The sequence below is a fragment of the Achromobacter sp. genome, assembly GCF_050285565.1.
In the GTDB taxonomy this organism is placed as follows: domain Bacteria; phylum Pseudomonadota; class Gammaproteobacteria; order Burkholderiales; family Burkholderiaceae_B; genus Achromobacter.
The window spans coordinates 67668-89724 of sequence record NZ_JBLZXG010000011.1; the positions used below are offsets into that span (position 1 = coordinate 67668).

Here is a 22057-nt window from a genome sequence, read left to right on the forward strand (position 1 = left end):
GTGGGTTCGGCGATTTTTTGTTGAGCGATGCGCGAGCGACTTGCACGTTTAAAAAAAGCTCTCTATAATCTCGCTTCTTCGCTGATCAAACACAACGAAACGCAGCGATGGCAACGCGAAAGCAGCGTCATCGGGCCGGCAGGCCAAGCGGTTGTGATTGAGCATGCAGGGCTGTTAGCTCAGTTGGTAGAGCAGCGGACTCTTAATCCGTAGGTCGAGTGTTCGAGCCACTCACAGCCCACCAGAATTTCAAAGACGCCACCCAAACGGGTGGCGTTTTTCGTTGGGGTGGCGTTTTTCATTGCGCGCTCGATAATGCGCCGGCAATAAAGCGAAACGCCAGGCCCAAAGCGAAAGACCCAAAGCGAGAGACCCAAAGCGCCAGACCCAAAGCGCCAGACCCAAAGCGCCAGGCCAAGGCGTGCCATGAGCAAACGGGGCGCGCTGATAAGCGCCGTTGCGGGTCGCGGCCCGGGGATGGCGTGCCGGTGCTGGTGCCGCTTGCCACTTGCACCGGCGCGCGGTATCACGGCGCCGGCTTGGCGGCCTTCGGTCAGGTTACCGGCTAGAAATCGCGCGCCAGCGCGATTGCCTCGGCCTTGCCTTGCTCGAGGGTGGCGGGGGCCAGGGCGTCCCAGGTGTGTTCCACCAGGATGCGGCGGACCTCGCCGACGCCGATGAAGGTCAGCCAGAAATCGAGGTAATCCGCCTGATGGCTGAATCCGGGGCTGTCGCCGCCCGCCGCCTTGTCGTGGCTTTGTCCGCGCACGTGGATCACCAGGGCCCGCGCGATCTTCAACAGCGGTCCGTAAGCCTGGCCGTCGAAGGTGAACAGCAGGTTGCGCTGACTGACCAGATCGATCAACTGCTTGAGTTTGTAGGGATAGCCGAAATTCCACATCGGCACACCGATGACGATGCGGTCCGCGCGCTGGAAGCGTTGCGCCAGGGCGGCGATCCGCGCCCAGGTGGCGGCTTCGGCGGGGTTCATCGGCTCGCCGGCAACGCCTTTGTATTTCGCGCCGATGGCCTGGCTGTCGAAGTCGGGCAGGTGCTCGTCCCAGACGTTCAACGTGTCGATTTCCAGGGTGGGATGCGTGGCGCGGCAGGCGGCGAGAAAGGTGTCGGCGATGGCGTTCGAGACGGAGCGGGCGCCGCGGGGCGAGGACACGATGTTGAGAATGCGCATGAGCGAGATCCGGAAAAGGCGGTGAGCGATTCGAGACGTATCGCCGCCGTGGTTGCGTTAACGATTGCAATTGCAATTATTTAGTGCGGCGATTGTATCGTGCCGCGACGCAATGGCAAGGCGGATTCGCCGCCGCCGCGATTAAGGTCAGCCTTAATGGTGGTTGCACACAGGCTGAATCACGGCGGGCCCGGGCCTCTCTATAGTGACGGCATCGAATCCAAGGAGTACCGCCATGTCCGCCGCCGCCCCATCCGCCGCTTATCCTCGTGTCGTGCTGTTCGACCTGCTGACCGCACTGCTGGATTCCTGGACGGTGTGGAATGCCGCGGCGGGATCGGAAGCGCCGGGCCGGGCGTGGCGCGCCGAATACCTGCGTCTGACGTACGGCTGCGGCGCCTACCAGCCCTATGAGCAACTGGTGGAGGCGGCGGCCGCGGCGGTGGGACTGCCCGCCAGCGCGCCGGCGGCGTTGGAGGCCGGTTGGGACGGGTTGCCCGCCTGGGACGGCGCGCGCGAACTGCTGCGGGCGCTGCGGCCACATTGCCGGCTGGGCGTGGTGACCAACTGTTCGCGGCGCCTGGGGCATCGCGCGGCCGCCTTGCTGGGCGTGGACTGGGACGTGGTGGTGACCTCGGAGGAAGCCGGTTACTACAAGCCCGATCCGCGGCCGTACCAATTGGCGTTGGCGCGCCTGGAAACCCCGGCCTCGCAGGCGGCGTTCGTGGCGGGGTCGGGGTACGACCTGTTCGGCACCGGCCGCGTCGGGCTGCGCACCTACTGGCACAATCGCGTGGGCCTGGCGTTGCCGGCTGGGGCGCCGGCGCCCGCGATCCAGTCGCCGCGCTTGGAGGCGGCGTTGCCGTGGCTGGCCGGGTTCGGCACGGCAGGCGGCGCGGGCGCGCGGTAGGCGCCGCGGTACAAACTGTTGCGCGTCGCCGGCTGCCGCGGCGGGCGAGGCTGGGCTTAACATGACCCTGCCGGCATTGGGCCGGCGCACCGACAGGATCGTGGAGGTTGTCATGGATACAAGCACAATACTCAAGCGTATCGCTGTAGTCGCGGCATCGGGGGCCATGGTGGTGGGCTGCGCCACCCAGCAGCAGACCAATACCGCCGTGGGGACGGGAGCGGGCGCGGCCGTGGGGGCGGGCCTCGGCGCCCTGATCGGCCATGGCACTGGCGCGGCGGTCGGCGCCGGTATTGGCGCGGTGGCGGGCGGCCTGATTGGTTACAACTGGAAGGTGGTGAAGGAGGACGTGCAGCGCTCGGGCGCGACCTCGCTGGGCATCGACGTGGTTGAGATGCCCGATGGCAGCCTGAAGGTCAACATCCCCAGCAATGTGTCCTTCGATACCGACAAGACCGATCTCAAGCCGGCGCTGCTGCCGGTGCTGGACAGCGTGGCACGTTCGCTCAATCAGCATCCCGAGCTGCGCGCCAAGGTGGTCGGCCATACCGACAGCACGGGGGCGCTGGCGCACAACCAGACCCTGTCGGTGAACCGCGCGCGCAGCGTGACCGATTACCTGGCGCGCCAAGGCGTGGCCGCGACGCGCTTGTCGATCGAAGGCCGCGGGCCCAACGATCCGATCGGCGACAATGCGACCGCGGCAGGCCGCGCCTTGAACCGCCGCGTCGAAATCTACCTGTACGCGGTCAAGCCATAGCGCCGGGCGCCGCGCCGTCCACGCCGAGGCGGGCGGTGCGCGCGCGGCGCTTTGTTCCCTCGGCCCGTCCTGGAGTTCGCCATGAGTATGTTTCCCCCTGCCCGTATCGGTACCGACATCGCGGTCGCGGCCCTGACCGGCTGGCAGGCTGTCGCGATGCGCGACGCCATCGAAAAGCGCTTCCGTTTCGCCAATTTCAATGCCGCGTTCGGCTTCATGGCACGGGTGGCGATGTTCGCCGAAAAGCTGAATCACCACCCGGAGTGGACCAACGTCTACAACCGGGTCGATGTGATGCTGACCACACACGACGCCGGCGGCGTCACCGAGCTGGATGTGCGCATGGCGCAGTTCATGGATGAAGCCGCCGCGCAACTGGGCGCGACCGCGCCGAAGGCAGCGCAATAGCGTGCACCTCGCGGCGGGCCGGGGGGGCGCGTCAGTCTTGCGGCGCGCCGGGACGGTCGCGCAGGTGCGCGAGCAGCCGGTCGAGCATGCCGCCCAGCAGGCGCTGCTCCTCGGCGGTCAGGCAGCCGAAGATCTCTTCGTTGCGGCGCGCGATCAGGTCGATGATGCGCCGATACTGCGCCTGGCCGGCGGCGGTCGGCGCCAGCACGACGCCGCGGCCGTCGGCGGCCGAATCCTTCTTCTCGATCAAGCCACGCTCGGCCAGCGCCTGCGCCGAGCGGCTCGCCTGGCCTTTGTTCAGGTTGGCGGCCCGCGCCAAGTCGTTGACCGACAGCGGCGCATAGCGGCCAATGGCCGCGAGGCAGCGCGCCTCGCCCAGCGGAATGCCGCAGTCTTCCAGATAGGCGCGATTCGTGTCCCGGTCGGTGATCTTGTTGATCGCGTGCAGGCGGTAGGTCAGGAATCGTTCGAGGGCGGGCGTGGTCACGTCGGACGGTCGGCGGTGGCGGCGAGATAGTGTGCCACAGGCTCGACGCAGGCCGCCTCGGCCTGTGCCAGCAGGGCGGTGGCGGCGCCGGCATCCGGCAGCCGGGCCAGCGCGGACAATCCCAGGATCGCCAGGAACAGCGGCGCCTGCGCCGGTCCGAGGCGGGTCAAGGCCTGCGCCATCAAGGTGTAGACCTGATCCAGTTCGTCGTTGCTCATGCGCGCGGCTCCTGCGGGATGGCGGGGATCATCGGGTAATAGGGCGCCAGGGCGGCGCGCAGCGCGGCATCGTCGGGGGCGTCCCAGCGGCCCAGCACGTAGCCGTCGGGCCGTAGCAAGTGCACGGTGCCGGGTTGCGCGCCGTAGCGGTCGCGCAAATGGCCATGCGGATCGCGCCAGGCGCGCGCCGCCGGTCCTCCGACGGGCACGACCCGCAGGGGATCGCGCGCCGTCCGGGTGGCGGCCGCGAGTGCCTGCAGGCGCGCCTCGGCGGCGGCGTCTGGGTCGCATGCCAGCAGCACGAAGCCCTGGCCGAAGCAGGCGCTGAGATAGTGTGGCGCCGCGTCGGCATCGGCCAGCAGCAGGTCGGGCGCCGGCTGGCCGGGCGCGGCGCTGCTGGCTTGGGACGGGGCGCCATCGGCCAGGTTCAGGGGCGAGCCGTGGTAGGCGATCGGCGCCGATTGGCGCGGGTTGATCAGCGGCCGCACCCGCTCGTCGGTCAGCGCCAGCCGCAAGGCGGCCTCGCGCATCAGGCGGAAGCCGGAATCCGGCGGCGCCATGAATTCGGTGCTCTTGGCGCCGTAGGCCAGGTTCTGGCGGCTGGCATGGACGCGCTCGTCGCTGTAGCTGTCGAGCAGCTTGTCGGATGCCTGGCCGCGCAGCACCCAGGCCAGTTTCCAGGCCAGATTGCCGGCGTCGTCGAGCCCCGAGTTCAAGCCGCGCACGCCGAAGATCGGCACCAGATGAGCGGCGTCGCCGGCGAACAGTACCCGGCCGTGACGATAACGCGCCAGCGTCAGGCATTTGGCGTTGTAGAGCGAGATCCAGAGCGGCTTCCAGGGCGCGGTCTCGCCGATCATGTCCAGGTGGCTCTGCACCCGTGGCAACACGTTCTCGGGTTTGACCGCCTCGTCCGCGTCCTCGTCGTCGCGGATCTGGTAGTCGACCCGCCAGACGTTGCCGGGCTGGCGGTGCATCAGCAGGGTGGAGCCCGGGTTGGAGGGCGGGTCGAACCAGGCCAGGCGTTCGACCGGCCGGCTGGAGGCCTGTTCGATGTCGACGATGACATAGCGGCCTTCGTACTGCATGCCTTCGAGTTTCAGGCCCAGCGCTTCGCGCACACTGCTGCGGCCGCCATCGCAGGCCACCAGCCAGTCGGCCTGGATCGCCTGGCGTTGTCCGTCGATGTCCGCCTCGACCCGCACACCGTCGGTCTGCGGCCGGATCGCGACCGCGCGGGCGGACCATTGCAGCGCCGCCCTTCCGGGGTGGCGCTGCATGGCCTGGTGGGCGTATTCCTCGACGAAGTACTGCTGGATGTTGACCATCGGCGCGAATCGCTGTTGCGGGTCGTGCGGCATGTCGAAGCGCAGCACTTCGCGGTCGCGGTAGTAGCTGCGGCCGCCCGTCCAGGGCAGCCCGGTGGCGGTGATGGCGGCGTCGGCGCCGGCCCAGCCCAGGATTTCCTGCGAGCGGCGCGAAATGCAGATGGCGCGGCTGCCGCTGCAATAGCTGGCGTCGGCCTCGAGCGTGAGCGAGGCGATGCCGTAATGCGCCAGCAGCGCGGCCAGGGTGAGCCCGACCGGACCGCCGCCGACGATCAGGACGGGCACGCGGGAAGGCGGTGCCATGGTGTCTCCGAAAATAGTTGTTTGCGCAACTATAAGTTTGATTGGTTGAGTGCGCAACCATTTCGCGCAGGCAAAAAAAACCCGCCGGCAGGGGCGGGTCGGGAGGGCAAGGCCGGGGTCAGTTGCGCACGTAGTAGATGCGCATGGCCTGCTGTTTCTGGTTGCCGTCCATGACGCGCAGCACCACGACCTTGGGGGTGAAGCCATCGGGCAGTTTGAGTTGGCCGAGGGCGTAGTCGTAGCGGTCGACATTCAGGGACGGGCCTTCGGGCGTGACGGTGGCGGCGCGGCCGTTGGGGTAGCTGCCGTCGATCGAGAAGGTCAGGGTGCCCTTGAACGGCGCGCCGGTGCGCTCTTCTCGCATCACCAGCACCTGGTAGTCGAGCAGGCCGGGCTGGCGCTTGAAGGTGGCCGAGCGGATGCCCAGGTTGCCGCCGCGGGGATCGGGCGGCATGGCGTCCTGGAACAGCACCAGTTCCTTGTTCAGGGTGTCCAGTCTGGCACGGGCGTCGGCCAGGTCGGCGGTGAGCTTTTCATGGCCGGTCTTGTTGGCGTCGCGTTGCTGTGTGGCCTCTTCGAGCTGGCTTTGCAGGCGCTGGCTTTCCAGTTTGGCGGCGCTCAGTTCGCTGTGCAACTGTTCGGATTGCTCGACCGTCAGCCGTTGCGGGCCATAGTTGGTCTGCAGGAAGAGCACGCCGCCCGCGCCCAGGGCGATGCCCACCAGCAGCAGGACCAGCCAGCGCGGCATGCGGCGCGTGCGTTGGCCCGGTTGGTAAACGGAGGGCTTGAATACGGCCCGTTGCGATCTTCCAAACATCCCCATTCCTAGAAAACGTCCTGTGTGTTGCCTGGCCGCGCGCCGCGCGCACTGGCCAAAGCGTCAGAGAATACCCGGTTAAGCGGGTGCGATGGGCGCGCGGACAAGCCTGGTTGCGCACCTTGATATTGTGAAATATGTGGGTGCCGAGCGGGTCTCAGACCCGGCCCAAACCCAGCTCGGCGTCGAGATCGGCGAGCCGTTGGGGAGTGCCGACATCGACCCAGCGACCGGCGTGGCGCGCGCCTTGGACGCGATCCCGCGCCATGGCCTGCCGTAGCAGGGGCGCCAGCCGCGCGGACGTGCCGCGCGTCACGTCCGCGAACAGCATGGGATGGTAGACGCCGATGCCCGAGAAGGTCAAACGGGCGTCGCCGTGGTCGTGGACGCGGCCGTCGTGGTCCAGCGCGAAATCGCCGGCCGGATGCTGCGGCGGGTTGTCGACCAGCAGCAGCCAGGCGCCGCCTGCGGGCAGCGCGGCCGCCCGCGCGCGGGCGGCCGCCGGCTGCCAGTCGCACCAGATGTCGCCGTTGAGCACCAGGAACGGATCCGGCCCCAGCAGCGGCAGCGCCTGGGCGATGCCGCCGGCGGTCTCCAGCGCCGTGCCTTCCGGGGAATAGCGGATTCGCAGGCCGAAGGCGGCGCCGTCGCCCAGGGCGCGTTCGATCTCGTGGCCGAGCCAGGCATGGTTGATGACCACGTCCTGGAAGCCGGCAGCGGCCAGCCGTTCGAGATGCCAGACGATCAGCGGCTTGCCGCCGACCGGCAGCAGCGGCTTGGGCAGGCGGTCGGTCAGTGGGCGCATGCGTTCGCCGCGGCCCGCGGCGAGGATCATGGCGCGCATCAGAAGGTGTATCCGACGCTGACCTGGCGGTCGTCGAGCTTGTCCAGCAGCCGCAGCAGGGGCGTGAAGACGCCGTAGCGCTGCGCCACCTGGCGCACGTAGCCGTTCACCCGGGGCATGTGGGCCAGGTAGTGGGCCTTGCCGTCGCGGTGGTTCAGGCGCGCGAACACGCCCAGGATGCGCAGATTGCGTTGCAGGCCCATCCATTCATAGGCGCGGTGGAATTCGGCGAAATCGGCGTCGACCGGCAGGCCGGCCGCGCGCGCCATTTCCCAGTAGCGGATGGCCCAGTCCAATTGCTGTGGTTCTTCCCAGGTGGTGCGGGCGTCGGTGACCAGCGACGCCAGATCATAGGTGATGGGGCCGGCCAGGGCGTCCTGGAAATCGATGACGCCGGGATTGGGGCCGTACTGCGGCTGGTCGCAGACCATCAGGTTGGGCGAGTGGTAGTCGCGGTGCACCAGCACGGTGGGCTGGCTGCCGTTGCTGGTCGAGAGCAGGGCGAAGATCTTTTCCAGCGCCTGCGCGGTCTTGTCGTCGAGCGTGGCGCCGTGGTGCTTGCGCACATACCACTCGGGGAACAGTTTGAGTTCGTCGGCCAGGCGGGCGCAGTCGTAGGGGGCCAGGCCGGTGGTCTTGGCCTGTTGCAGGCGCACCAGCGCCGCCAGCGCGTCGCGGTACATGGCTTGCAGGCGGGTGTCGTCCACGCCGTCCTGGATGCGCTGGTAATAGGTCTGTTCGCCCAGGTCGGACAGCAGCAGCATGCCCTGGTCCAGGTCCTGCGCGATGACGGCGGGCACGTTCAGGCCGGCGTCGCGCAGTAGTTGATCCACGTGCAGGAAGGGGCGGCAATCCTCGTGCTGGGGCGGGGCGTCCATCACAATCAGGGTGCGTCCGGCGGCGTCCAGGCGGAAATAGCGGCGGAAACTGGCGTCGGCGGAGGCGGGACGCAGCGTGTCCACGGCCAGGCCCAGGGCGGCGGGCAGGCCCTGCAGCCAGGCGCGGATCTGCTCCAGGCGGGGGTCGTGATCGTTTTTCAAGGAAGATCCGTGTCAGAAGGGCAACATTGCGGAAAAATGGGTGGCGCGCACATAAGGCTGGGCGTCTGGCGCGGCTTCTCTATAATACCGGCTCGTTTCCGTTAGCATTGGCCCTTTGCGGGCGCCTTTGCCGGGTTCCCCCATCGTCAAAAAGGGCTGTTTTCACTCGTGCGCAAGGTTCGGTGGTTGATCCTATCTGCTATCAGCGTCGCCGGGGCCGTTCAGGCCCAGGGCAGCCAGGGTTCGGCTCCCTCATCGACGTCGATCACCGCGGCTCCCGAGCTGCGCACGTCTCCGGGTCTGCGGGTGCACCGCCTGCCGGACGGCAACATCCCCGCCTATATGGAAGCGGACACCATCGAGGGTGACCCGGATTCCGACCTGACCCTGACCGGCGCGGCCCAGGTGCGCCGCATCGACGGCGTGATCAAGGGCGATCGCATCAACTACCGCAAGGACACCGGCGAGGTCGATGTGCAGGGCAATGCGCGCATGATGCGCGACGGCACCCTGGTCACCGGCCCCAGCGCCAAGTTCAACGTCGACAAGTATTCCGGCGAAGTCGAGCAGCCGAGCTTCTGGCTGGGCGCTACCGGCGGCTTCGCCGTGGCCGACAAGGCCGACATCTTCAGCAAGTCGCAGATGCGGTTGCACACGGTCACCTATAGCGGCTGCTCGTGCGAGACGCCGTCGTGGTACATCAAGGCCAATACGGTCGACGTCGACTTCGATGAGAACGAAGGCGTGGCCCGCAACGGTGTGCTGTATTTCAAGGACGTGCCGATCCTGGCGTCGCCCTACATGACCTTTCCGGTCAAGAAAGAGCGCAAGTCGGGTTTCCTGATGCCGACCTACGGCACCACCAGCAAGGGTGGTTTCGATTTCTCGTTGCCGTACTATCTGAACATCGCGCCGAACTACGATGCCACGCTGCAGCCGCGCTACTTTTCCAAGCGTGGCCTGCAACTGGGCGGTGAATTCCGCTATCTGGGGGCGAGCTACGCCGGCAGCATTTATGGCGCCTACCTGCCTAATGACAATGTCACCGGCAATGACCGCTGGATGTACTGGTGGCGCCATCAGCAACTGCTGGGCAATGGCTTCTATGCCGACTGGGACGTGGCCAAGGTTTCGGATGACGATTACTTCCGCGATATTTCCCAGCTCGGCCTGAACCAGGCGTCCACCACCTACCTGCCGCAACGCGCGCGGGTGGGCTGGTCGTCGACGTACTGGAGCGCGTATGCCCAGGTCTACAAGTTCCAGACTCTGCAGGATCCGGACGCCCTGCTGTCGCCGCCCTATGACAAGGAGCCGGAGCTGTATTTGCGTGGTGCCCGGTATGACTGGGGCGGTTTTGATCTGGACTGGACTTCGACCGCAGTGCGTTTCAGCAAGCCGCTGCTATTGGGCAATCGCAATGGCCCCAATGGTGATCGCCTGCAGACTTACCCGACGGTGTCGTACCCGATCGTTCGTCCGGGCTGGTTTGTGATTCCCAAGGTGGGTGTTAACTACACCCAGTACCAGACCAGTTGGTACAACAGCGACTGGCTCAACCTGAATTCGGGGACCGCCAATGCTGGCACATCGTTCGGCTACCCGCGCTCGCAATCGCGCACGGTTCCTATCATGTCGTTGGACACTGGCCTGATCTTCGAACGCGATACCTCTTTGTTCGGCAAGGCTTCGACCCAGACCCTGGAGCCGCGCCTTTACTACCTGCGCGTGCCGTATCGTGACCAATCCAAGATCCCGGTCTACGACACGTCGTTGTCCGACTTCAGCTTTTCGCAGGCGTTCGAAGAGAACATTTATGTCGGCGGCTGGGATCGCATTTCAAACGCCAACCAGCTTACCGCCGCGCTGACCACGCGTTGGCTGGATGCTTCCACCGGCTTCGAACGCATGTCGCTGGGTGTGGCGCAACGCTTGTACTTCGCCGACCAGCAGGTGACCTTGCCTGGAGAGACGCCGCGCGAAAATGTGCGTTCCGACTTCTTGGTGGGTGCTAGCGCCGCGCTAACCGATACGTTAAGCACGGACGTGGCGGCGCAGTACAACCCTTACGACAACCGCTGGTCGCGCGCACTGTTGAGCGGCCGCTGGTCGCCCCAGCGCCTGACGACAGTGGCGCTGGCGTATCGTTACCAGCGCGATCCGCAGCCCGGCGTGGCCTACCAGCCGCTGGGTCAGAACCAGATCAGCCTGGCCGTGCAATGGCCTTTCACCAAGCGCTGGTATGGCGTGGGCCGGGTCGATTATTCGCTGCGCAATGGCCCGTCCAGCACGGTCAGCGGCACCACCGATTCCCCACGTATCACGCAGGCCATCGCCGGCCTCGAATACAAGGGCGATTGCTGCTGGGTCGGCCGGATGGTGTTCCAGCGCTACGCGGTGTCCGCCACCGACGCCAACACCGCCTTGTTTTTCCAGCTGGAGTTGACCGGTCTGGGTTCCCTGGGAACCGATCCGATGAACCTGCTGAACAGAAGTATCCCCGGTTACTCGCGCATTACCCCGCCCGCGCCCACCGGGACCACATTTGAAAGGTATGAATGATGCGTAGGTTGCACTCTTTGCGCCGCTTCACTGGCAACGCGCTGTTGCTGGCCGTTTGCGCCGCGTTCTCCACCGCGCATGCGGCGGAGCCGAACGGCAAGGGCGCCAAGAACGCGCCCACCACGCAGAAAAACGCGCCGGCGCCCGCCGGAGAACAGTTCGTCGACGGCATCGCGGCGGTGGTCGACAAAGACGTGATCACCTTGCGCGAACTGCGCGACGCGTCGCTGCGCATCGCCGGCGAACTGAAGGCGCGCGGTATCCAGGTGCCCGATGACAAGACCTTGCAGCACCAGGTGCTGCAGCGCCTGATCATGGAGCGCGTGCAGCGCCATGAGGCCGACCGCCTCGGCATCCGCGTCGACGACGCCCAGGTCGACCAGGCCATCAGCACCATTGCCGGGCGCAACAAGATCAGCGTGGCGCAACTGCGCCAGGAAATCGAGAAGTCCGGCGTCAGCTGGGACAGCTACCGCAAGTCGCTCAAGGACGAGATCCGCTCGGATCGCCTGCGCCAGCGCGCGGTGGACGCCAACATCGTCATTTCCGATGCCGAGGTCGACGCTTTCCTCAAGGACCAGCGCCGCAACCCCGCATTCGCCGCCGCGACCCAGCCTCAGGCCCAGCCGCAGCCGCAACCGGAGGCCGCGCCCGAGCAGGCCGCCGCGCCCGCCGGCCCGATGCTCTACGCCGTGGCCCAGATCCTGGTGCGCGTGCCGGAAGGCTCGTCGTCCGAGCAGTTGGCCGCGCTGCGCAGGAAAGCCGAGGATCTGCTGGCGCGGGTCAAGCGTGGCGATGACTTCGCCAGCCTCGCCGCCGCCAATTCCGACGGCCCCGAAGCCTTGCAGGGAGGCGTCATGGGTGTGCGCCCGCTGGACGGCTGGCCCGACCTGTTCGCCAAGGCCATCGCCAACCTGCAGAAGGGCCAGGTCAGCGGCCTGCTGCAGAGCGGCAACGGTTTCCACATTCTCAAGGTGATGGATCGCGGCACCGCCGCGCCGGCGCCCAGCCGCACGGCGCGCGCCCCGGCGCCGGCGCAAGCGCCGCAACCGCGGCCGCAACCGCAGGCGCAGGCCCCGCAAGGCCCCGTGGAAGTGATGCAGACGCATGCGCGGCACATCCTGATCAAGACCTCGACCGTGATGAGCGACGAACAGGCCCGCCAACGGCTGGAGCAGGTGCGCCAGCGCCTGGTGGCCGGCGATGCCAAGTTCGCCGACATGGCGCGCCAGTATTCGCAGGACGCGACCGCGCCGCAAGGCGGCGACCTGGGTTGGCTCAACCCGGGCGAGACCGTGCCGCCCTTCGAGGCCGCGATGAATGCGCTCAAGCCCGGCGAGATCAGCCAGCCCATCCAGACGCCGTTCGGTTGGCACCTGATCCAGGTCGAAGAGCGCCGCCAACATGACGCCACCGATGACCTGGCCCGCATGCGGGCGCGCCAGACCCTGTTCGAGCGTCGCGCCCAACCCGCTTTCGAAGACTGGCTGGATCAGTTGCGCGCCCAGGCGTACATCGACAACCGGCTGGAAAAGCAGGACCGTATCAACCAGAACAACCGCTGATCGCAGCCCGGGTCCTTCATGTCTCAACACCAGGCGCGCAAGCGCTTTGGCCAGAATTTCCTGACCGACGAGAGCGTGGTCGAGTCGATCGTGCGGGCGGTCAATCCCGCCCGCGGCGATACCGTGGTCGAGATCGGGCCCGGCTTGTCGGCGCTGACCCGGCCGCTGCTAGAGCGGCTCGATCACCTGACCGCGGTCGAGATCGACCGCGACCTGGCGGCGCGCCTGCGCAAGCAGTTCGAGCAAGGCCGCCTGACCGTGGTCGAGGCCGATGCGCTGACGGTGGATTTTTCGCAGTTCGGCGCGGGGCTGCGGGTGGTCGGCAACCTGCCGTACAACATCTCCAGCCCGCTGCTGTTCCATCTGATGACCTGGGCCGACCACGTCCGCGATCAGCATTTCATGCTGCAGCGCGAAGTGATCGACCGCATGGTGGCGCAGCCCGGCAGCGGTGATTTCAGCCGCCTGTCGGTGATGCTGCAATCGCGCTACCGCATGCACAAGCTGTTCGACGTGCCGCCCGAAGCGTTCGACCCGCCGCCGAAGGTGGTGTCGGCCATCGTGCGCATGGTGCCGTTGCCGCCCGAGCGCCTGCGTCCGGTCAGTGCGCGCGCCTTCGAGACCGTGGTGGCCCGTGCCTTCTCGCAGCGCCGCAAGATGCTGCGCCGGGTGCTGGCCGATTGGGCGCCGCAGGTGCCCTGGGAAGCGCTGGATATCGCGCCCACCGCGCGCGCCGAGGATATCTCGGTGGATCGCTACATCCGTCTGTCGGACGCGTTGGTCGAGGCCGGCGTGCTGCCGGGCGGCTGACGGCGCGCCGCCGTCCAGACAAAAGCCCGCGCGAGCGGGCTTTTTTTCGTGGCGGCCTGGAGCGTCGCCGCTACAGCATGCGTTTCTGCGCCGCCAGCCACAGCTGCATTACGTCGCGCGCGCGATCATGCAGCAGGCGTTCGGCGTCGGCCAGGGCCTGTTGCAATGTGATCGGGCCGGGCGCCAGGCTGAAGGCGGCGCTGATGCCCACGGCATGCAGGGCCTCGTAGCCTTCACCCAGCGAGCCGGCCAGCGCCACCACCGGCACGCCGGCCTGGTGCGCAAGGCGGGCCACGCCCGCCGGTGTCTTGCCGCGCAGGGTCTGCGCATCCATGCGGCCCTCGCCGGTAAAGGCGAGCGCGGCGCCTTCCATTGCCTGCGCCAGCCCACCGAGTTCGGCGACGATTTCCACGCCCGGGCGGAATTGCGCGTCCAGGAAGGTCTTGGCGGCGAAGCCCAAACCGCCGGCCGCGCCGGCGCCGGCATCGTGGCGGCGGTCGGCGCCAAGCTGGCGCGCGCAGATATCGGCGAAGTGGCCGAGCATGGCGTCCAGCGTCAGCACCTGATCGGGCGTGGCGCCTTTCTGCGGCCCGAAGATATGCGAGGCGCCTTGCGGGCCGCACAGCGGATTGTCGACGTCGGACGCAATGACGATGGGCGTATTGGCCAGCCGCGCGTCGAATCCGCGCAGGTCGATGCTGGCCAGCTGGCCCAGCGCGCCGCCGCCCGGCGGCAGGCTGCGGCCGTCGCGGTCCAGCAGGCGCAGGCCCAGCGCGGTCAGCATGCCGGCGCCGCCGTCGTTGGTGGCCGAGCCGCCCAGGCCGAGGATGATGCGTTCGGCGCCGGCATCCAGCGCCGCCAGGATCAGTTCGCCTACGCCGTGGCTGCTGGCGCGCATCGGGTCGCGCTTGGCCGGCGCGATCAGTTCGAGGCCGGCGGCCGCGGCCATTTCAATGACGGCGGTGCCATCTTCGAGCAGGCCCCACACGGCATCGACCTTGTGGCCGAGCGCGTCGTTGACGGTGCGTTGGCGCGCCTGGCCCCGCGCCGCCGCCAACACTGCCTCGACCGTGCCTTCGCCCCCGTCCGCCATCGGGATGCAGACCGTGTGCGCGCCGGGACAGGCGGCCTTGACGCCGCGCGCGATGGCCGCGGCCGCGTCGGGCGCGGAAACGCTTTCTTTGAAGGAATCGGGTGCGATGACGATTTTCACGAGGTCGGCCACGGTTCGTTGGGGACGGGATGTCGATCATGATACCCGCGTGTCCGCCGCCGTCGTACCATAGCGCTTTCGTTGTTCATGTGAGAGTGGATCGCCATGCCTGTATTGCGCCGCACCAAAATTGTCGCCACCCTGGGCCCCTCGACGTCGACGCCGGAACGCATCGACGCCATGATCAAGGCTGGCCTGGACGTGGCGCGGCTGAACTTCTCGCACGGCAGCGCCGACGACCACCGCGAGCGTGCCCGCCTGGTGCGCGAGAGCGCCGCGCGGCAGGGCCGCTTCGTGGCCATTATGGGCGACCTGCAGGGCCCCAAGATCCGCATCGCGCGTTTCACCGACAAGCAGGTGCAGTTGCAGGTGGGCCAGCCGTTCACGTTGTCGCGGGTGCATCCCAAGGACGCGGGCACGGCCAGCATCGTCGGCATTGATTATCCCGAGCTGGTGACGGACTGCCGCGTCGGCGACGAGCTGCTGCTCGATGACGGCCGCGTGGTGCTGGTGGTGGATCGCGTCGAGGGCGACGAGGTCCACACCACCGTCACGGTGGGCGGTCCGCTGTCCAACAACAAAGGCATCAACCGGCGCGGCGGCGGCCTGTCGGCCCCCAGCCTGACCGACAAAGACCGGGTCGACATCAAGCTGGCCGCCGAAATGCAGTTGGACTACGTGGCGGTGTCGTTCCCGCGCTATGGCAGCGACATCGACGAGGCGCGCGAACTGCTGCGCGCCGCCGGCAGCGAGGCCTGGATCATCGCCAAGATCGAACGCGCCGAAGCGGTGGCCGACGACGAGGCGCTGGATGCGCTGATCCGCGCCAGCGACGGCGTGATGGTGGCGCGCGGCGACCTGGGCGTGGAAGTGGGCGACGCCGAATTGGTCGGCATTCAGAAGCGCATCATCCAGCACGCCCGCACGCTCAACAAGGTGGTGATCACCGCGACCCAGATGATGGAGTCGATGATCTCCAGCCCGATGCCGACGCGCGCCGAAGTGTCGGACGTGGCCAATGCGGTGCTGGACTACACCGATGCCGTGATGCTGTCGGCCGAGAGCGCCTCGGGCGCGTATCCGGTCGAGACGGTGCAGGCGATGGCGCGTGTCTGCCTGGGCGCGGAAAAGCACCCCACCAGCACCCAGTCGCACCACCGTCTGGGCGAGACCTTCTCGCGCTGCGATGAAACCATTGCCCTGGCGGCCATGTACGCGGCCAATCATTTCCCGGGCGTCAAGGCCATCATCGCCCTGACCGAAAGCGGCCACACGCCGCTGATCATGTCGCGCATCCGCTCGGGCGTGCCGATCTACTGCTACAGCCCGCACAGCATCACGCAGAACCGCGTGACCATGTTCCGCGGCGTCTACACCATTCCGTTCGCGCCGTCGGACTATGAACCGGCCGACCTCAGCAACGCGGCCATCGACGAACTCAAGAAGCGCAACCTGGTGAATCAAGGCGACTGGGTCATCCTGACCAAGGGCGACTTCTACCGCGACAGCGGCGGCACCAACGGCATGAAGATCCTGCTGGTGGACTGATTCAGCCGAAGAACCAGTAGCACACGCCGATGGCCGCCAGCACGCCGGCCAGGTCGGCGGCCAGCGCGCAACCCACCGCGTGGCGCGCGCGCAGGATGCCGACCGAACCGAAATACACCGCCAGCACGTAGAAGGTGGTTTCGGTGCTGCCTTGCACCACCGCCGCCAGCAGCGCGGGGAAACTGTCCACCCCAAAATGCGTCATGGTCTCGAGCATCATGGCGCGCGCCGCGCTGCCCGAGAACGGCTTGACCAACGCGGTCGGCAGCGCGTCGACAAAGCGCGTATCCCAGCCGGCGTGCGAGGCGGCCCAGCGAATGCCGTCGAGCAGGAAGTCGAGCGCGCCCGAGGCCCGCAGCACGCCCACCGCGCACAGCATCGCCACCAGGTAGGGCAGCAGGCTCTTGGCGATGTCGAAGCCCTCCTTGGCGCCCTCGATGAAGGCCTCGTAGACCGGCACCTTCTTCCAGGCGCCGGCGATGAGGAAGGCCAGCAGGATGCCGAACAGCGCCAGGTTGCCCATCAGCGACGACAGCGCGGCGATGGCGCTGGCCGACATGCCGGCCAGCAGCGCCATGAAGCCGCCCAGCAGCAGCGCCGCGCCGCCCAGCCACAGCATCACGACGGGATCGATCAGGCGCAGGCGCTGGCACGCCGCCACCGCCAGCAAGCCCGCCAGCGTCGATGCGCTGGTGGCCAGCAGGATCGGCAGGAACACCAGCGTCGGGTCGGCCGCGCCCTGCTGGGCGCGGAACATGAACAGCGTCACCGGCAGCAGCGTCAGCGACGAGGCGTTGAGCACCAGGAACAGGATCTGGGCATTGCTGGCGGTATCGGGTTTGGGATTGAGCGATTGCAGTTCGCGCATGGCGCGCAGGCCGATGGGCGTGGCGGCGTTGTCCAGGCCCAAACCGTTGGCGGCGAAGTTGAGCGTGATCAAGCCGATCGCGGGGTGGTTGCGCGGCACCTCCGGCATCAGGCGCGCGAACAGCGGCCCCAGCAGGCGCGCCAGCCGTTCCACCAGCCCGGCGCCCTCGGCGATGCGCAGGAACCCCAGCCACAGCGTCAGCGTGCCGAACAGCAGCACCATCACCTCCACCGACACCCGCGCCATGTCGAACAGGCTGGCGACCATGGCGCGGAATACGTCCGGGTCGCCGATGGCCAGCCAGCGGTAGAGGGCGGCCGCGGCGGCAGTCAGGAAAAAGCCCAGCCAGAGTTTGTTCAGCATGCGGTGTGTGCCCGGATAGCGATTGGATTGCGTCCCAGCGCGGGGGAGGCCCATTGTCGCAGACTCGGACCGGCGCGGTTTGGCCCCGGCGGCTCAATTCTGGTACTTTGCCCGGATATGCCTAGTGGCATTGAACGAGAGAGAGCACATGGATTTCAACGCATGGCGCCGGCGCCGTATCTCCGAACCCGCGTACCGTTGGGCCCGCAACGCGATGCCGCCGCTCTCGGCCACCGAACGCGAAGCCATCGAGGCTGGCGACACGTGGTGGGAAGCCGACCTGTTCACCGGCAACCCCGACTGGCGCAAGCTGCTGGACGTGCCGGCGGCCGCCCTGACGCCCGATGAACAGCGCTTCATCGACGGCCCGGTGGCGCAACTGTGCGCCATGCTGGACGAATGGGACATCACCTGGCACCGGCGCGACCTGCCGCCTGAAATCTGGGCCTTCCTGAAGACCCAGCGCTTTTTCGGCATGATCATTCCCAAGCGCCACGGCGGCCTGGGCTTTTCCCCTTATGCGCATTCCGAGGTGGTGCGTCGCATCTCCGCCTACTCGATCACCGCCGGCGTCACGGTCATGGTGCCGAATTCGCTCGGGCCGGGCGAGTTGCTGATGCAGTTCGGCACCCAGGCCCAGCGCGACTACTGGCTGCCGCGGCTGGCCGATGGCCGCGAGGTGCCGTGCTTTGGCCTGACCAGCCCCGAGGCCGGCTCGGATGCCGCCTCCATGGTGGATACGGGCGTGGTCTGCCGCCAGGTGGTGGATGGCCGCGAACTGATCGGCGTGCGCCTGAACTGGCACAAGCGCTACATCACGTTGGGGCCGGTGGCCACGGTGCTGGGGCTGGCGTTCAAGATGTCGGACCCCGACGGCATTCTGGGCGGCGCGCGCGACATCGGCATTTCGGTGGCGCTGGTGCCGACCGACGCGCCCGGCGTCGAAATCGGCCGCCGCCACCTGCCGGCGATGCAGGTGTTCCAGAATGGCCCCAACCGCGGCCGCGACGTGTTCGTGCCGCTGGACGCGCTGATCGGCGGCGTCGAACACGCCGGCCATGGCTGGCAGATGCTGATGAGCGCGCTGGCGGCGGGGCGCGGCATTTCATTGCCGTCGCTGTCGGCGGCGGCGTGCGTGATGAGCGCGCACGCCACCGGCATGTACGCGCGGGTGCGGGAACAGTTCGGCATCCCCGTCGGCAAGTTCGAGGGCGTACAGGAAAAGCTGGCCAGCCTGGCGGGCAACGCCTACCTGGTGGAGGCCGCCAGGCGCCTGACCTGCGCGGCGCTGAACCAGGGGGTTAAGCCCGTGGTGGTGTCCGGCATCATGAAATACCACGCTACCGAGCGCATGCGGGTGTCGGTCAACCACGCCATGGACGTGCATGCCGGCCGCGCGGTGATCGACGGGCCCAGCAACTACCTGGGCGCGCTGTACCGCGCGGTGCCGATCGCCATCACGGTCGAGGGCGCCAACATCCTGACGCGCAACCTGATCATCTTCGGCCAGGGCGCGATCCGCGCCCATCCCTACCTGATGCCGGAGATCCTGGCGCTGGGCAATCCCGATGAAGAGCGCGGCATGGAGGTGTTTCACGACGTGTTCTGGCGCCACCTGCGCCACACCGGCATGAACACGCTGCGCGCCATCGGCCGCGCCTGGACCGGCGGCGTGCTGGCGCCGTCACCGGTATCCGGCCCTACCGCCGGTCATTACCGCCGCCTGGGCCGCTATGCGGCCGGCTTCGCCCTGTTGGCCGACGCCGCGCTGGCGCGGCTGGGCGGCGGCCTGAAGCGCCGCGAAATGCTGTCGGCGCGGCTGGGTGACATTCTGGCCGAGCTTTACCTGCTGTCGGCGGTGCTCAAGCGCTGGGAGGACGACGGGCGCAAGCACGACGACCTGCCGCTGGTGCGCTGGTGCATGGAACAGGGTTACGCCGAGATCGAAAAGCGCATGGACCAGGTGCTGTCGAACCTGCCCGGCCGGCCGCTGGCCTGGGCATTGCGCGCCGCCATCCTGCCGCTGCGGCTGGCCAAGGGCCCGGACGACGCGCTCAGCCGGGAGTGCGCGGAATTGCTGCTCAAGCCGTCGCCCACGCATGTGCGGCTGGCGGCGGATCTGCAACGCGCGGCTGCCGATGGCGATCAAGGCGATGATCCGCTGGCGCTGCTGACCCGGGCCTTCGCGCTGGTGGATGCAGTGCAGCCGATCCGCGACCGGCTGCGCCAGTCGGGCGTGCGCGACTGGCGCGAGGCGCACCGGCACGGTGCGATCACGGCGTCGCAAGCCGCGCAGCTCGAAGAGGCCGAGGCCATCGTCGCGCGGGTGTTGCAGGTGGATGATTTCGCGCCGGAAGCATTGTCGCCGGACGCGGGCCAGCCGCGCCCGGCGCCGCGGCACGATCAGTCGTCCTGATTCGGATCCATGCCGGGGAACAGGATTTCAGTGAAGCCGAACTTCGAGAAATCCTGGATCCGGGAAGGATAGAGCCGGCCGATCAGGTGGTCGCATTCGTGCTGCACCACGCGGGCGTGGAAGCCCTCGGCCTCGCGCTCGATGTCGCGGCCGTACGGATCCTTGCCCTGGTAGCGGATGTGGCGGTAGCGCGGCACCAGGCCGCGCAGGCCCGGCACCGACAGGCAGCCTTCCCAGCCGTCTTCCATGTCGTCGGACAGCGGCGTGATGACCGGATTGCACAGGATCGTCTGCGGCACCGCCGGCGCGTCCGGATAGCGCTCGTTGCGGTCGAAGCCGAAGATGACCAGTTGCAGGTCCACGCCGATCTGCGGCGCGGCCAGGCCCACCCCTTGCGCCGCCGCCATGGTCTCGAACATGTCTTCGATCAGGGCGTGCAGCTCGGGGGTATCGAAGCGCTCGACCGGCGGCGCGACGCGCAGCAGCCGGGGATCGCCCATTTTGAGGATGGTGTGGATCATGGCAATGGTGAAAAAAGAAGTGGTCTGTCGTTAGAAGGGGACTTTCCCCGCCGGGCCGCCCCAAGGGGAAAGCGCCCCCTCGGGGGGCAGCTAGCCCACGTAGTGGGCGCGGCGTGGGGGCTTAATTCCCCGCCGGGCCGCCCCAAGGGGAAAGCGCCCCCTCGGGGGGCAGCTAGCCCACGTAGTGGGCGCGGCGTGGGGGCTTAATTCCCCGCCGGGCCGCCCCAAGGGGAAAGCGCCCCCTCGGGGGGCAGCTAGCCCACGTGGTGGGCGCGGCGTGGGGGCCTCAATCCACCCGTCCTTTCTTCTGGATGAACTCGATCTTGTAGCCGTCCGGATCTTCCACGAAGGCGATCACGGTGGTGCCGTGCTTCATCGGGCCGGCCTCGCGGGTGACCTTGCCGCCGCGTTCCTTGACCTTGTCACAGGCTTCGTAGGCGTTGTCGACTTCCAGGGCGATGTGGCCGTAGCCGTTGCCCAGGTCGTACTTGTCGGTGTCCCAGTTGTGGGTCAGCTCGATGACGGCGCCTTCGGATTCATCCTGGTAGCCGACGAAGGCCAGTGTGAACTTGCCGTCGGGGTAGTCGTTGCGGCGCAGCACGCGCATGCCGAGCACGTTGGTGTAGAAGTCGATGGACTTGTCGAGGTTGCCGACTCGCAGCATGGTGTGGAGCATACGCATGGCGGAATTCCTTAAGCGATGAGAGGTGAAGGGAAGCCGTGGACGTGTCCGGCGGATTCCCGCGTTATGCCGAGGTCTTGCAGCGCGCCGCCCATGGCGTCGACCGCAAGCCGCATCCGGTCGGGCCCGAAGGCGCCGATGCAACCGACCCGGAAAGTGGGCAGTTCGGTGTTGGTGAAATTGCTGAGCACGAAGCCGCGCCGCTTGAGCGCGTCCACGAATAGTTGCAGGTTCCAGGTCGGCGCGTCGGGCGCGTGCACGTTGACGACGATCGGGCCTTGCAGCGCGGGCGGCAGGTAGGGGGTCAGTCCCAGGCCGGCCACGCCGTCGTAGAGGGTGCGCATGTTGGCGGTGTAGCGCGCCAGGCGGGCTTCGCGGCCCTCCTGATGATACAGCGACAGGGCCACGGCCAGCGCCGCCAGCGTCGGCGCTGGCGGCGTGAAGCGCGGACCGGCATTGGGCGCCAGCGTGTGCTGGTGGATGTCCGCCAGGTCCAGCGACCAGCTGCCGGCGTTGCCGCGCGCCGCTTCCAGGCTGTCGCGGCGGCCCACCACGAAGGCGGCGCCGGGCAGGCCTTCGAGGCACTTGTTGGCGGTCAGCACCACGGCGTCCACGGCCGACAGGGCGCGCATTTCCAGCGGCAGCGCGCCGAAGGCCGAGACCGCGTCGACGATGACGCGGCGGCCCAGCGCGTGGGCGATGCGGGCCAGTTCGGGCACGTCGTGGCAGATGCCGCTGCCGGTCTCACTATAGACCAGCGCCACGTGCGTCAGGGTCGGGTCCTGTTCCAACGCCTGCGCCACGGCCTGGGGATCGACGCGATCGCGCAGGCCCACGTACAGCGGCACGGCGACGCGGCCGGCCTCGGCGGCCAGCTTTTGCAGGCGGCCGGCGTAGGCGCCGGTGGACGGCACCAGCAGGCGGCCGCCGGCTGGCACCAGGGTGCGGATCGCGGCTTCCACCGCGAAGTGGCCGCAGCCCGGCAGCGCCAGCGCCACGTGCGTGTCCGCGTCGGCTTCGGCCGCGCGCAGCACGCCGGCGCAGACCTCGCGGTACAAGGCGCGGAATTCATTGTCCCAGGGCGCATAGTCCTGCGCCATGGCGGCCTTCACCCGCGCATCGGTGGTGACCGGGCCGGGAATCAGCAGAAGCATGGGTTGTCTCCGTGGGGGCGGGGCCGGTGGCGGGGCAAGGGTGTCTCGCGC

At 67.9% G+C, this 22057-nt stretch carries 20 protein-coding genes and 1 tRNA gene; 9 read left to right on the forward strand and 12 right to left on the reverse strand.

The features are described from left to right. Positions 1–168: 168 nt before the first annotated feature. A tRNA-Lys gene (locus ACN6O8_RS22015) sits at positions 169–244 on the forward strand. A 321-nt stretch (positions 245–565) separates the two neighbouring features. On the opposite strand, the gene ACN6O8_RS22020 is transcribed toward ACN6O8_RS22015, so the two are convergent. After that, the gene (locus tag ACN6O8_RS22020; protein WP_427993114.1) at positions 566–1189 is read right to left on the reverse strand and encodes an FMN-dependent NADH-azoreductase; all 624 of its coding nucleotides are present in this window, start codon (positions 1187–1189) and stop codon (positions 566–568) included. A gap of 235 nt (positions 1190–1424) precedes the next feature. Between ACN6O8_RS22020 and ACN6O8_RS22025 the strand changes: the two genes are divergently transcribed. The 3 genes from ACN6O8_RS22025 (at position 1425) to ACN6O8_RS22035 (ending at position 3267) form a co-directional block, all read left to right on the forward strand. Continuing rightward, positions 1425–2099 carry an HAD family hydrolase gene (locus ACN6O8_RS22025; RefSeq protein WP_427993115.1) on the forward strand — a complete coding sequence of 225 codons (675 nt, stop codon included), beginning with the start codon at positions 1425–1427 and terminating at the stop codon, positions 2097–2099. 112 nt (positions 2100–2211) lie between these two features. Continuing rightward, complete coding sequence (locus ACN6O8_RS22030) at positions 2212–2859, forward strand: OmpA family protein (RefSeq protein ID WP_427993116.1); 648 nt, start codon at positions 2212–2214, stop codon at positions 2857–2859. An 81-nt stretch (positions 2860–2940) separates the two neighbouring features. Then, positions 2941–3267, forward strand: coding sequence for a 4a-hydroxytetrahydrobiopterin dehydratase (locus ACN6O8_RS22035; protein WP_427993117.1), 327 nt, complete (start codon positions 2941–2943; stop codon positions 3265–3267). Positions 3268–3298: 31 nt separating this feature from the next. Here the strand turns inward: ACN6O8_RS22035 and ACN6O8_RS22040 are convergent, their stop codons facing one another. The 6 genes from ACN6O8_RS22040 to ACN6O8_RS22065 form a co-directional block, all read right to left on the reverse strand. After that, a complete protein-coding gene (locus ACN6O8_RS22040; protein ID WP_427993118.1) occupies positions 3299–3754 on the reverse strand; it encodes a MarR family winged helix-turn-helix transcriptional regulator in 456 nt (151 codons plus the stop codon). Beyond that, complete coding sequence (locus ACN6O8_RS22045) at positions 3751–3972, reverse strand: hypothetical protein (protein WP_427993119.1); 222 nt, start codon at positions 3970–3972, stop codon at positions 3751–3753. The genes ACN6O8_RS22040 and ACN6O8_RS22045 overlap by 4 nt, the downstream gene beginning before the upstream one ends. Beyond that, on the reverse strand, positions 3969–5603 hold the full coding sequence (locus ACN6O8_RS22050; RefSeq protein WP_427993120.1) for an FAD-dependent monooxygenase: 1635 nt from the start codon (positions 5601–5603) through the stop codon (positions 3969–3971). The genes ACN6O8_RS22045 and ACN6O8_RS22050 overlap by 4 nt, the downstream gene beginning before the upstream one ends. 118 nt (positions 5604–5721) lie before the next feature. Continuing rightward, the gene (locus tag ACN6O8_RS22055) at positions 5722–6420 is read right to left on the reverse strand and encodes a DUF6776 family protein (RefSeq protein WP_427993121.1); all 699 of its coding nucleotides are present in this window, start codon (positions 6418–6420) and stop codon (positions 5722–5724) included. A 157-nt stretch (positions 6421–6577) separates the two neighbouring features. Further along, entirely contained in the window at positions 6578–7264 is a 687-nt protein-coding gene (murU, locus tag ACN6O8_RS22060) for an N-acetylmuramate alpha-1-phosphate uridylyltransferase MurU (RefSeq protein WP_427993122.1), read from the reverse strand. Continuing rightward, positions 7264–8304, reverse strand: a complete 1041-nt coding sequence (locus ACN6O8_RS22065; RefSeq protein ID WP_427993123.1) for an aminoglycoside phosphotransferase family protein — start codon at positions 8302–8304, stop codon at positions 7264–7266. The genes murU and ACN6O8_RS22065 overlap by 1 nt, the downstream gene beginning before the upstream one ends. A 168-nt stretch (positions 8305–8472) precedes the next feature. On the opposite strand from ACN6O8_RS22065, the gene ACN6O8_RS22070 reads away from it, so the two are divergent. From ACN6O8_RS22070 to rsmA, 3 genes are read left to right on the forward strand one after another with little or no spacing between them, the layout of a single operon-like run. Next, positions 8473–10866, forward strand: a complete 2394-nt coding sequence (locus tag ACN6O8_RS22070) for an LPS-assembly protein LptD (protein ID WP_427993124.1) — start codon at positions 8473–8475, stop codon at positions 10864–10866. Next, positions 10863–12431 (forward strand): peptidylprolyl isomerase, encoded by a 1569-nt coding sequence (locus ACN6O8_RS22075; protein WP_427993125.1) that lies wholly within the window; start codon positions 10863–10865, stop codon positions 12429–12431. The genes ACN6O8_RS22070 and ACN6O8_RS22075 overlap by 4 nt, the downstream gene beginning before the upstream one ends. Before the next feature lie 18 nt (positions 12432–12449). Continuing rightward, complete coding sequence (rsmA, locus tag ACN6O8_RS22080; RefSeq protein ID WP_427993126.1) at positions 12450–13241, forward strand: 16S rRNA (adenine(1518)-N(6)/adenine(1519)-N(6))-dimethyltransferase RsmA; 792 nt, start codon at positions 12450–12452, stop codon at positions 13239–13241. A 70-nt stretch (positions 13242–13311) separates the two neighbouring features. Here rsmA and ACN6O8_RS22085 read toward each other — a convergent pair whose 3' ends face one another. After that, complete coding sequence (locus ACN6O8_RS22085) at positions 13312–14454, reverse strand: glycerate kinase (protein ID WP_427993127.1); 1143 nt, start codon at positions 14452–14454, stop codon at positions 13312–13314. 105 nt (positions 14455–14559) lie between these two features. Between ACN6O8_RS22085 and pyk the strand changes: the two genes are divergently transcribed. Next, entirely contained in the window at positions 14560–16002 is a 1443-nt protein-coding gene (pyk, locus tag ACN6O8_RS22090) for a pyruvate kinase (RefSeq protein ID WP_427993128.1), read from the forward strand. Position 16003: 1 nt separating this feature from the next. Here pyk and ACN6O8_RS22095 read toward each other — a convergent pair whose 3' ends face one another. Then, positions 16004–17233 carry a nucleoside recognition domain-containing protein gene (locus tag ACN6O8_RS22095; RefSeq protein ID WP_427993129.1) on the reverse strand — a complete coding sequence of 410 codons (1230 nt, stop codon included), beginning with the start codon at positions 17231–17233 and terminating at the stop codon, positions 16004–16006. A gap of 148 nt (positions 17234–17381) precedes the next feature. On the opposite strand from ACN6O8_RS22095, the gene ACN6O8_RS22100 reads away from it, so the two are divergent. After that, positions 17382–19649 (forward strand): acyl-CoA dehydrogenase, encoded by a 2268-nt coding sequence (locus ACN6O8_RS22100; RefSeq protein ID WP_427993130.1) that lies wholly within the window; start codon positions 17382–17384, stop codon positions 19647–19649. Here the strand turns inward: ACN6O8_RS22100 and def are convergent. The 3 genes from def to ACN6O8_RS22115 form a co-directional block, all read right to left on the reverse strand. Then, complete coding sequence (gene def, locus ACN6O8_RS22105) at positions 19637–20170, reverse strand: peptide deformylase (protein ID WP_175131131.1); 534 nt, start codon at positions 20168–20170, stop codon at positions 19637–19639. The two genes, ACN6O8_RS22100 and def, sit on opposite strands and share 13 nt — an antisense overlap. Positions 20171–20456: 286 nt before the next feature. Continuing rightward, entirely contained in the window at positions 20457–20852 is a 396-nt protein-coding gene (gene gloA / locus ACN6O8_RS22110) for a lactoylglutathione lyase (protein WP_049071490.1), read from the reverse strand. Between the two features lie 11 nt (positions 20853–20863). Beyond that, entirely contained in the window at positions 20864–22006 is a 1143-nt protein-coding gene (locus ACN6O8_RS22115; RefSeq protein ID WP_427993131.1) for a 2-aminoethylphosphonate--pyruvate transaminase, read from the reverse strand. Between the last annotated feature and the right edge of the window lie 51 nt (positions 22007–22057).

Excerpts from the sequence above, each read along its gene's own strand:
- rsmA (WP_427993126.1), top strand. The coding sequence starts at position 12,450 with ATGTCTCAACACCAGGCGCGCAAGCGCTTTGGCCAGAATTTCCTGACC.
- ACN6O8_RS22020 (WP_427993114.1), bottom strand. The coding sequence starts at position 1,189 with ATGCGCATTCTCAACATCGTGTCCTCGCCCCGCGGCGCCCGCTCCGTC.
- ACN6O8_RS22025 (WP_427993115.1), top strand. The coding sequence starts at position 1,425 with ATGTCCGCCGCCGCCCCATCCGCCGCTTATCCTCGTGTCGTGCTGTTC.
- ACN6O8_RS22055 (WP_427993121.1), bottom strand. The coding sequence starts at position 6,420 with ATGTTTGGAAGATCGCAACGGGCCGTATTCAAGCCCTCCGTTTACCAA.
- ACN6O8_RS22050 (WP_427993120.1), bottom strand. The coding sequence starts at position 5,603 with ATGGCACCGCCTTCCCGCGTGCCCGTCCTGATCGTCGGCGGCGGTCCG.
- pyk (WP_427993128.1), top strand. The coding sequence starts at position 14,560 with ATGCCTGTATTGCGCCGCACCAAAATTGTCGCCACCCTGGGCCCCTCG.
- def (WP_175131131.1), bottom strand. The coding sequence starts at position 20,170 with ATGATCCACACCATCCTCAAAATGGGCGATCCCCGGCTGCTGCGCGTC.
- ACN6O8_RS22045 (WP_427993119.1), bottom strand. The coding sequence starts at position 3,972 with ATGAGCAACGACGAACTGGATCAGGTCTACACCTTGATGGCGCAGGCC.
- murU (WP_427993122.1), bottom strand. The coding sequence starts at position 7,264 with ATGCGCGCCATGATCCTCGCCGCGGGCCGCGGCGAACGCATGCGCCCA.
- ACN6O8_RS22100 (WP_427993130.1), top strand. The coding sequence starts at position 17,382 with ATGGATTTCAACGCATGGCGCCGGCGCCGTATCTCCGAACCCGCGTAC.
- ACN6O8_RS22095 (WP_427993129.1), bottom strand. The coding sequence starts at position 17,233 with ATGCTGAACAAACTCTGGCTGGGCTTTTTCCTGACTGCCGCCGCGGCC.
- gloA (WP_049071490.1), bottom strand. The coding sequence starts at position 20,852 with ATGCGTATGCTCCACACCATGCTGCGAGTCGGCAACCTCGACAAGTCC.
- ACN6O8_RS22030 (WP_427993116.1), top strand. The coding sequence starts at position 2,212 with ATGGATACAAGCACAATACTCAAGCGTATCGCTGTAGTCGCGGCATCG.
- ACN6O8_RS22035 (WP_427993117.1), top strand. The coding sequence starts at position 2,941 with ATGAGTATGTTTCCCCCTGCCCGTATCGGTACCGACATCGCGGTCGCG.
- ACN6O8_RS22115 (WP_427993131.1), bottom strand. The coding sequence starts at position 22,006 with ATGCTTCTGCTGATTCCCGGCCCGGTCACCACCGATGCGCGGGTGAAG.
- ACN6O8_RS22075 (WP_427993125.1), top strand. The coding sequence starts at position 10,863 with ATGATGCGTAGGTTGCACTCTTTGCGCCGCTTCACTGGCAACGCGCTG.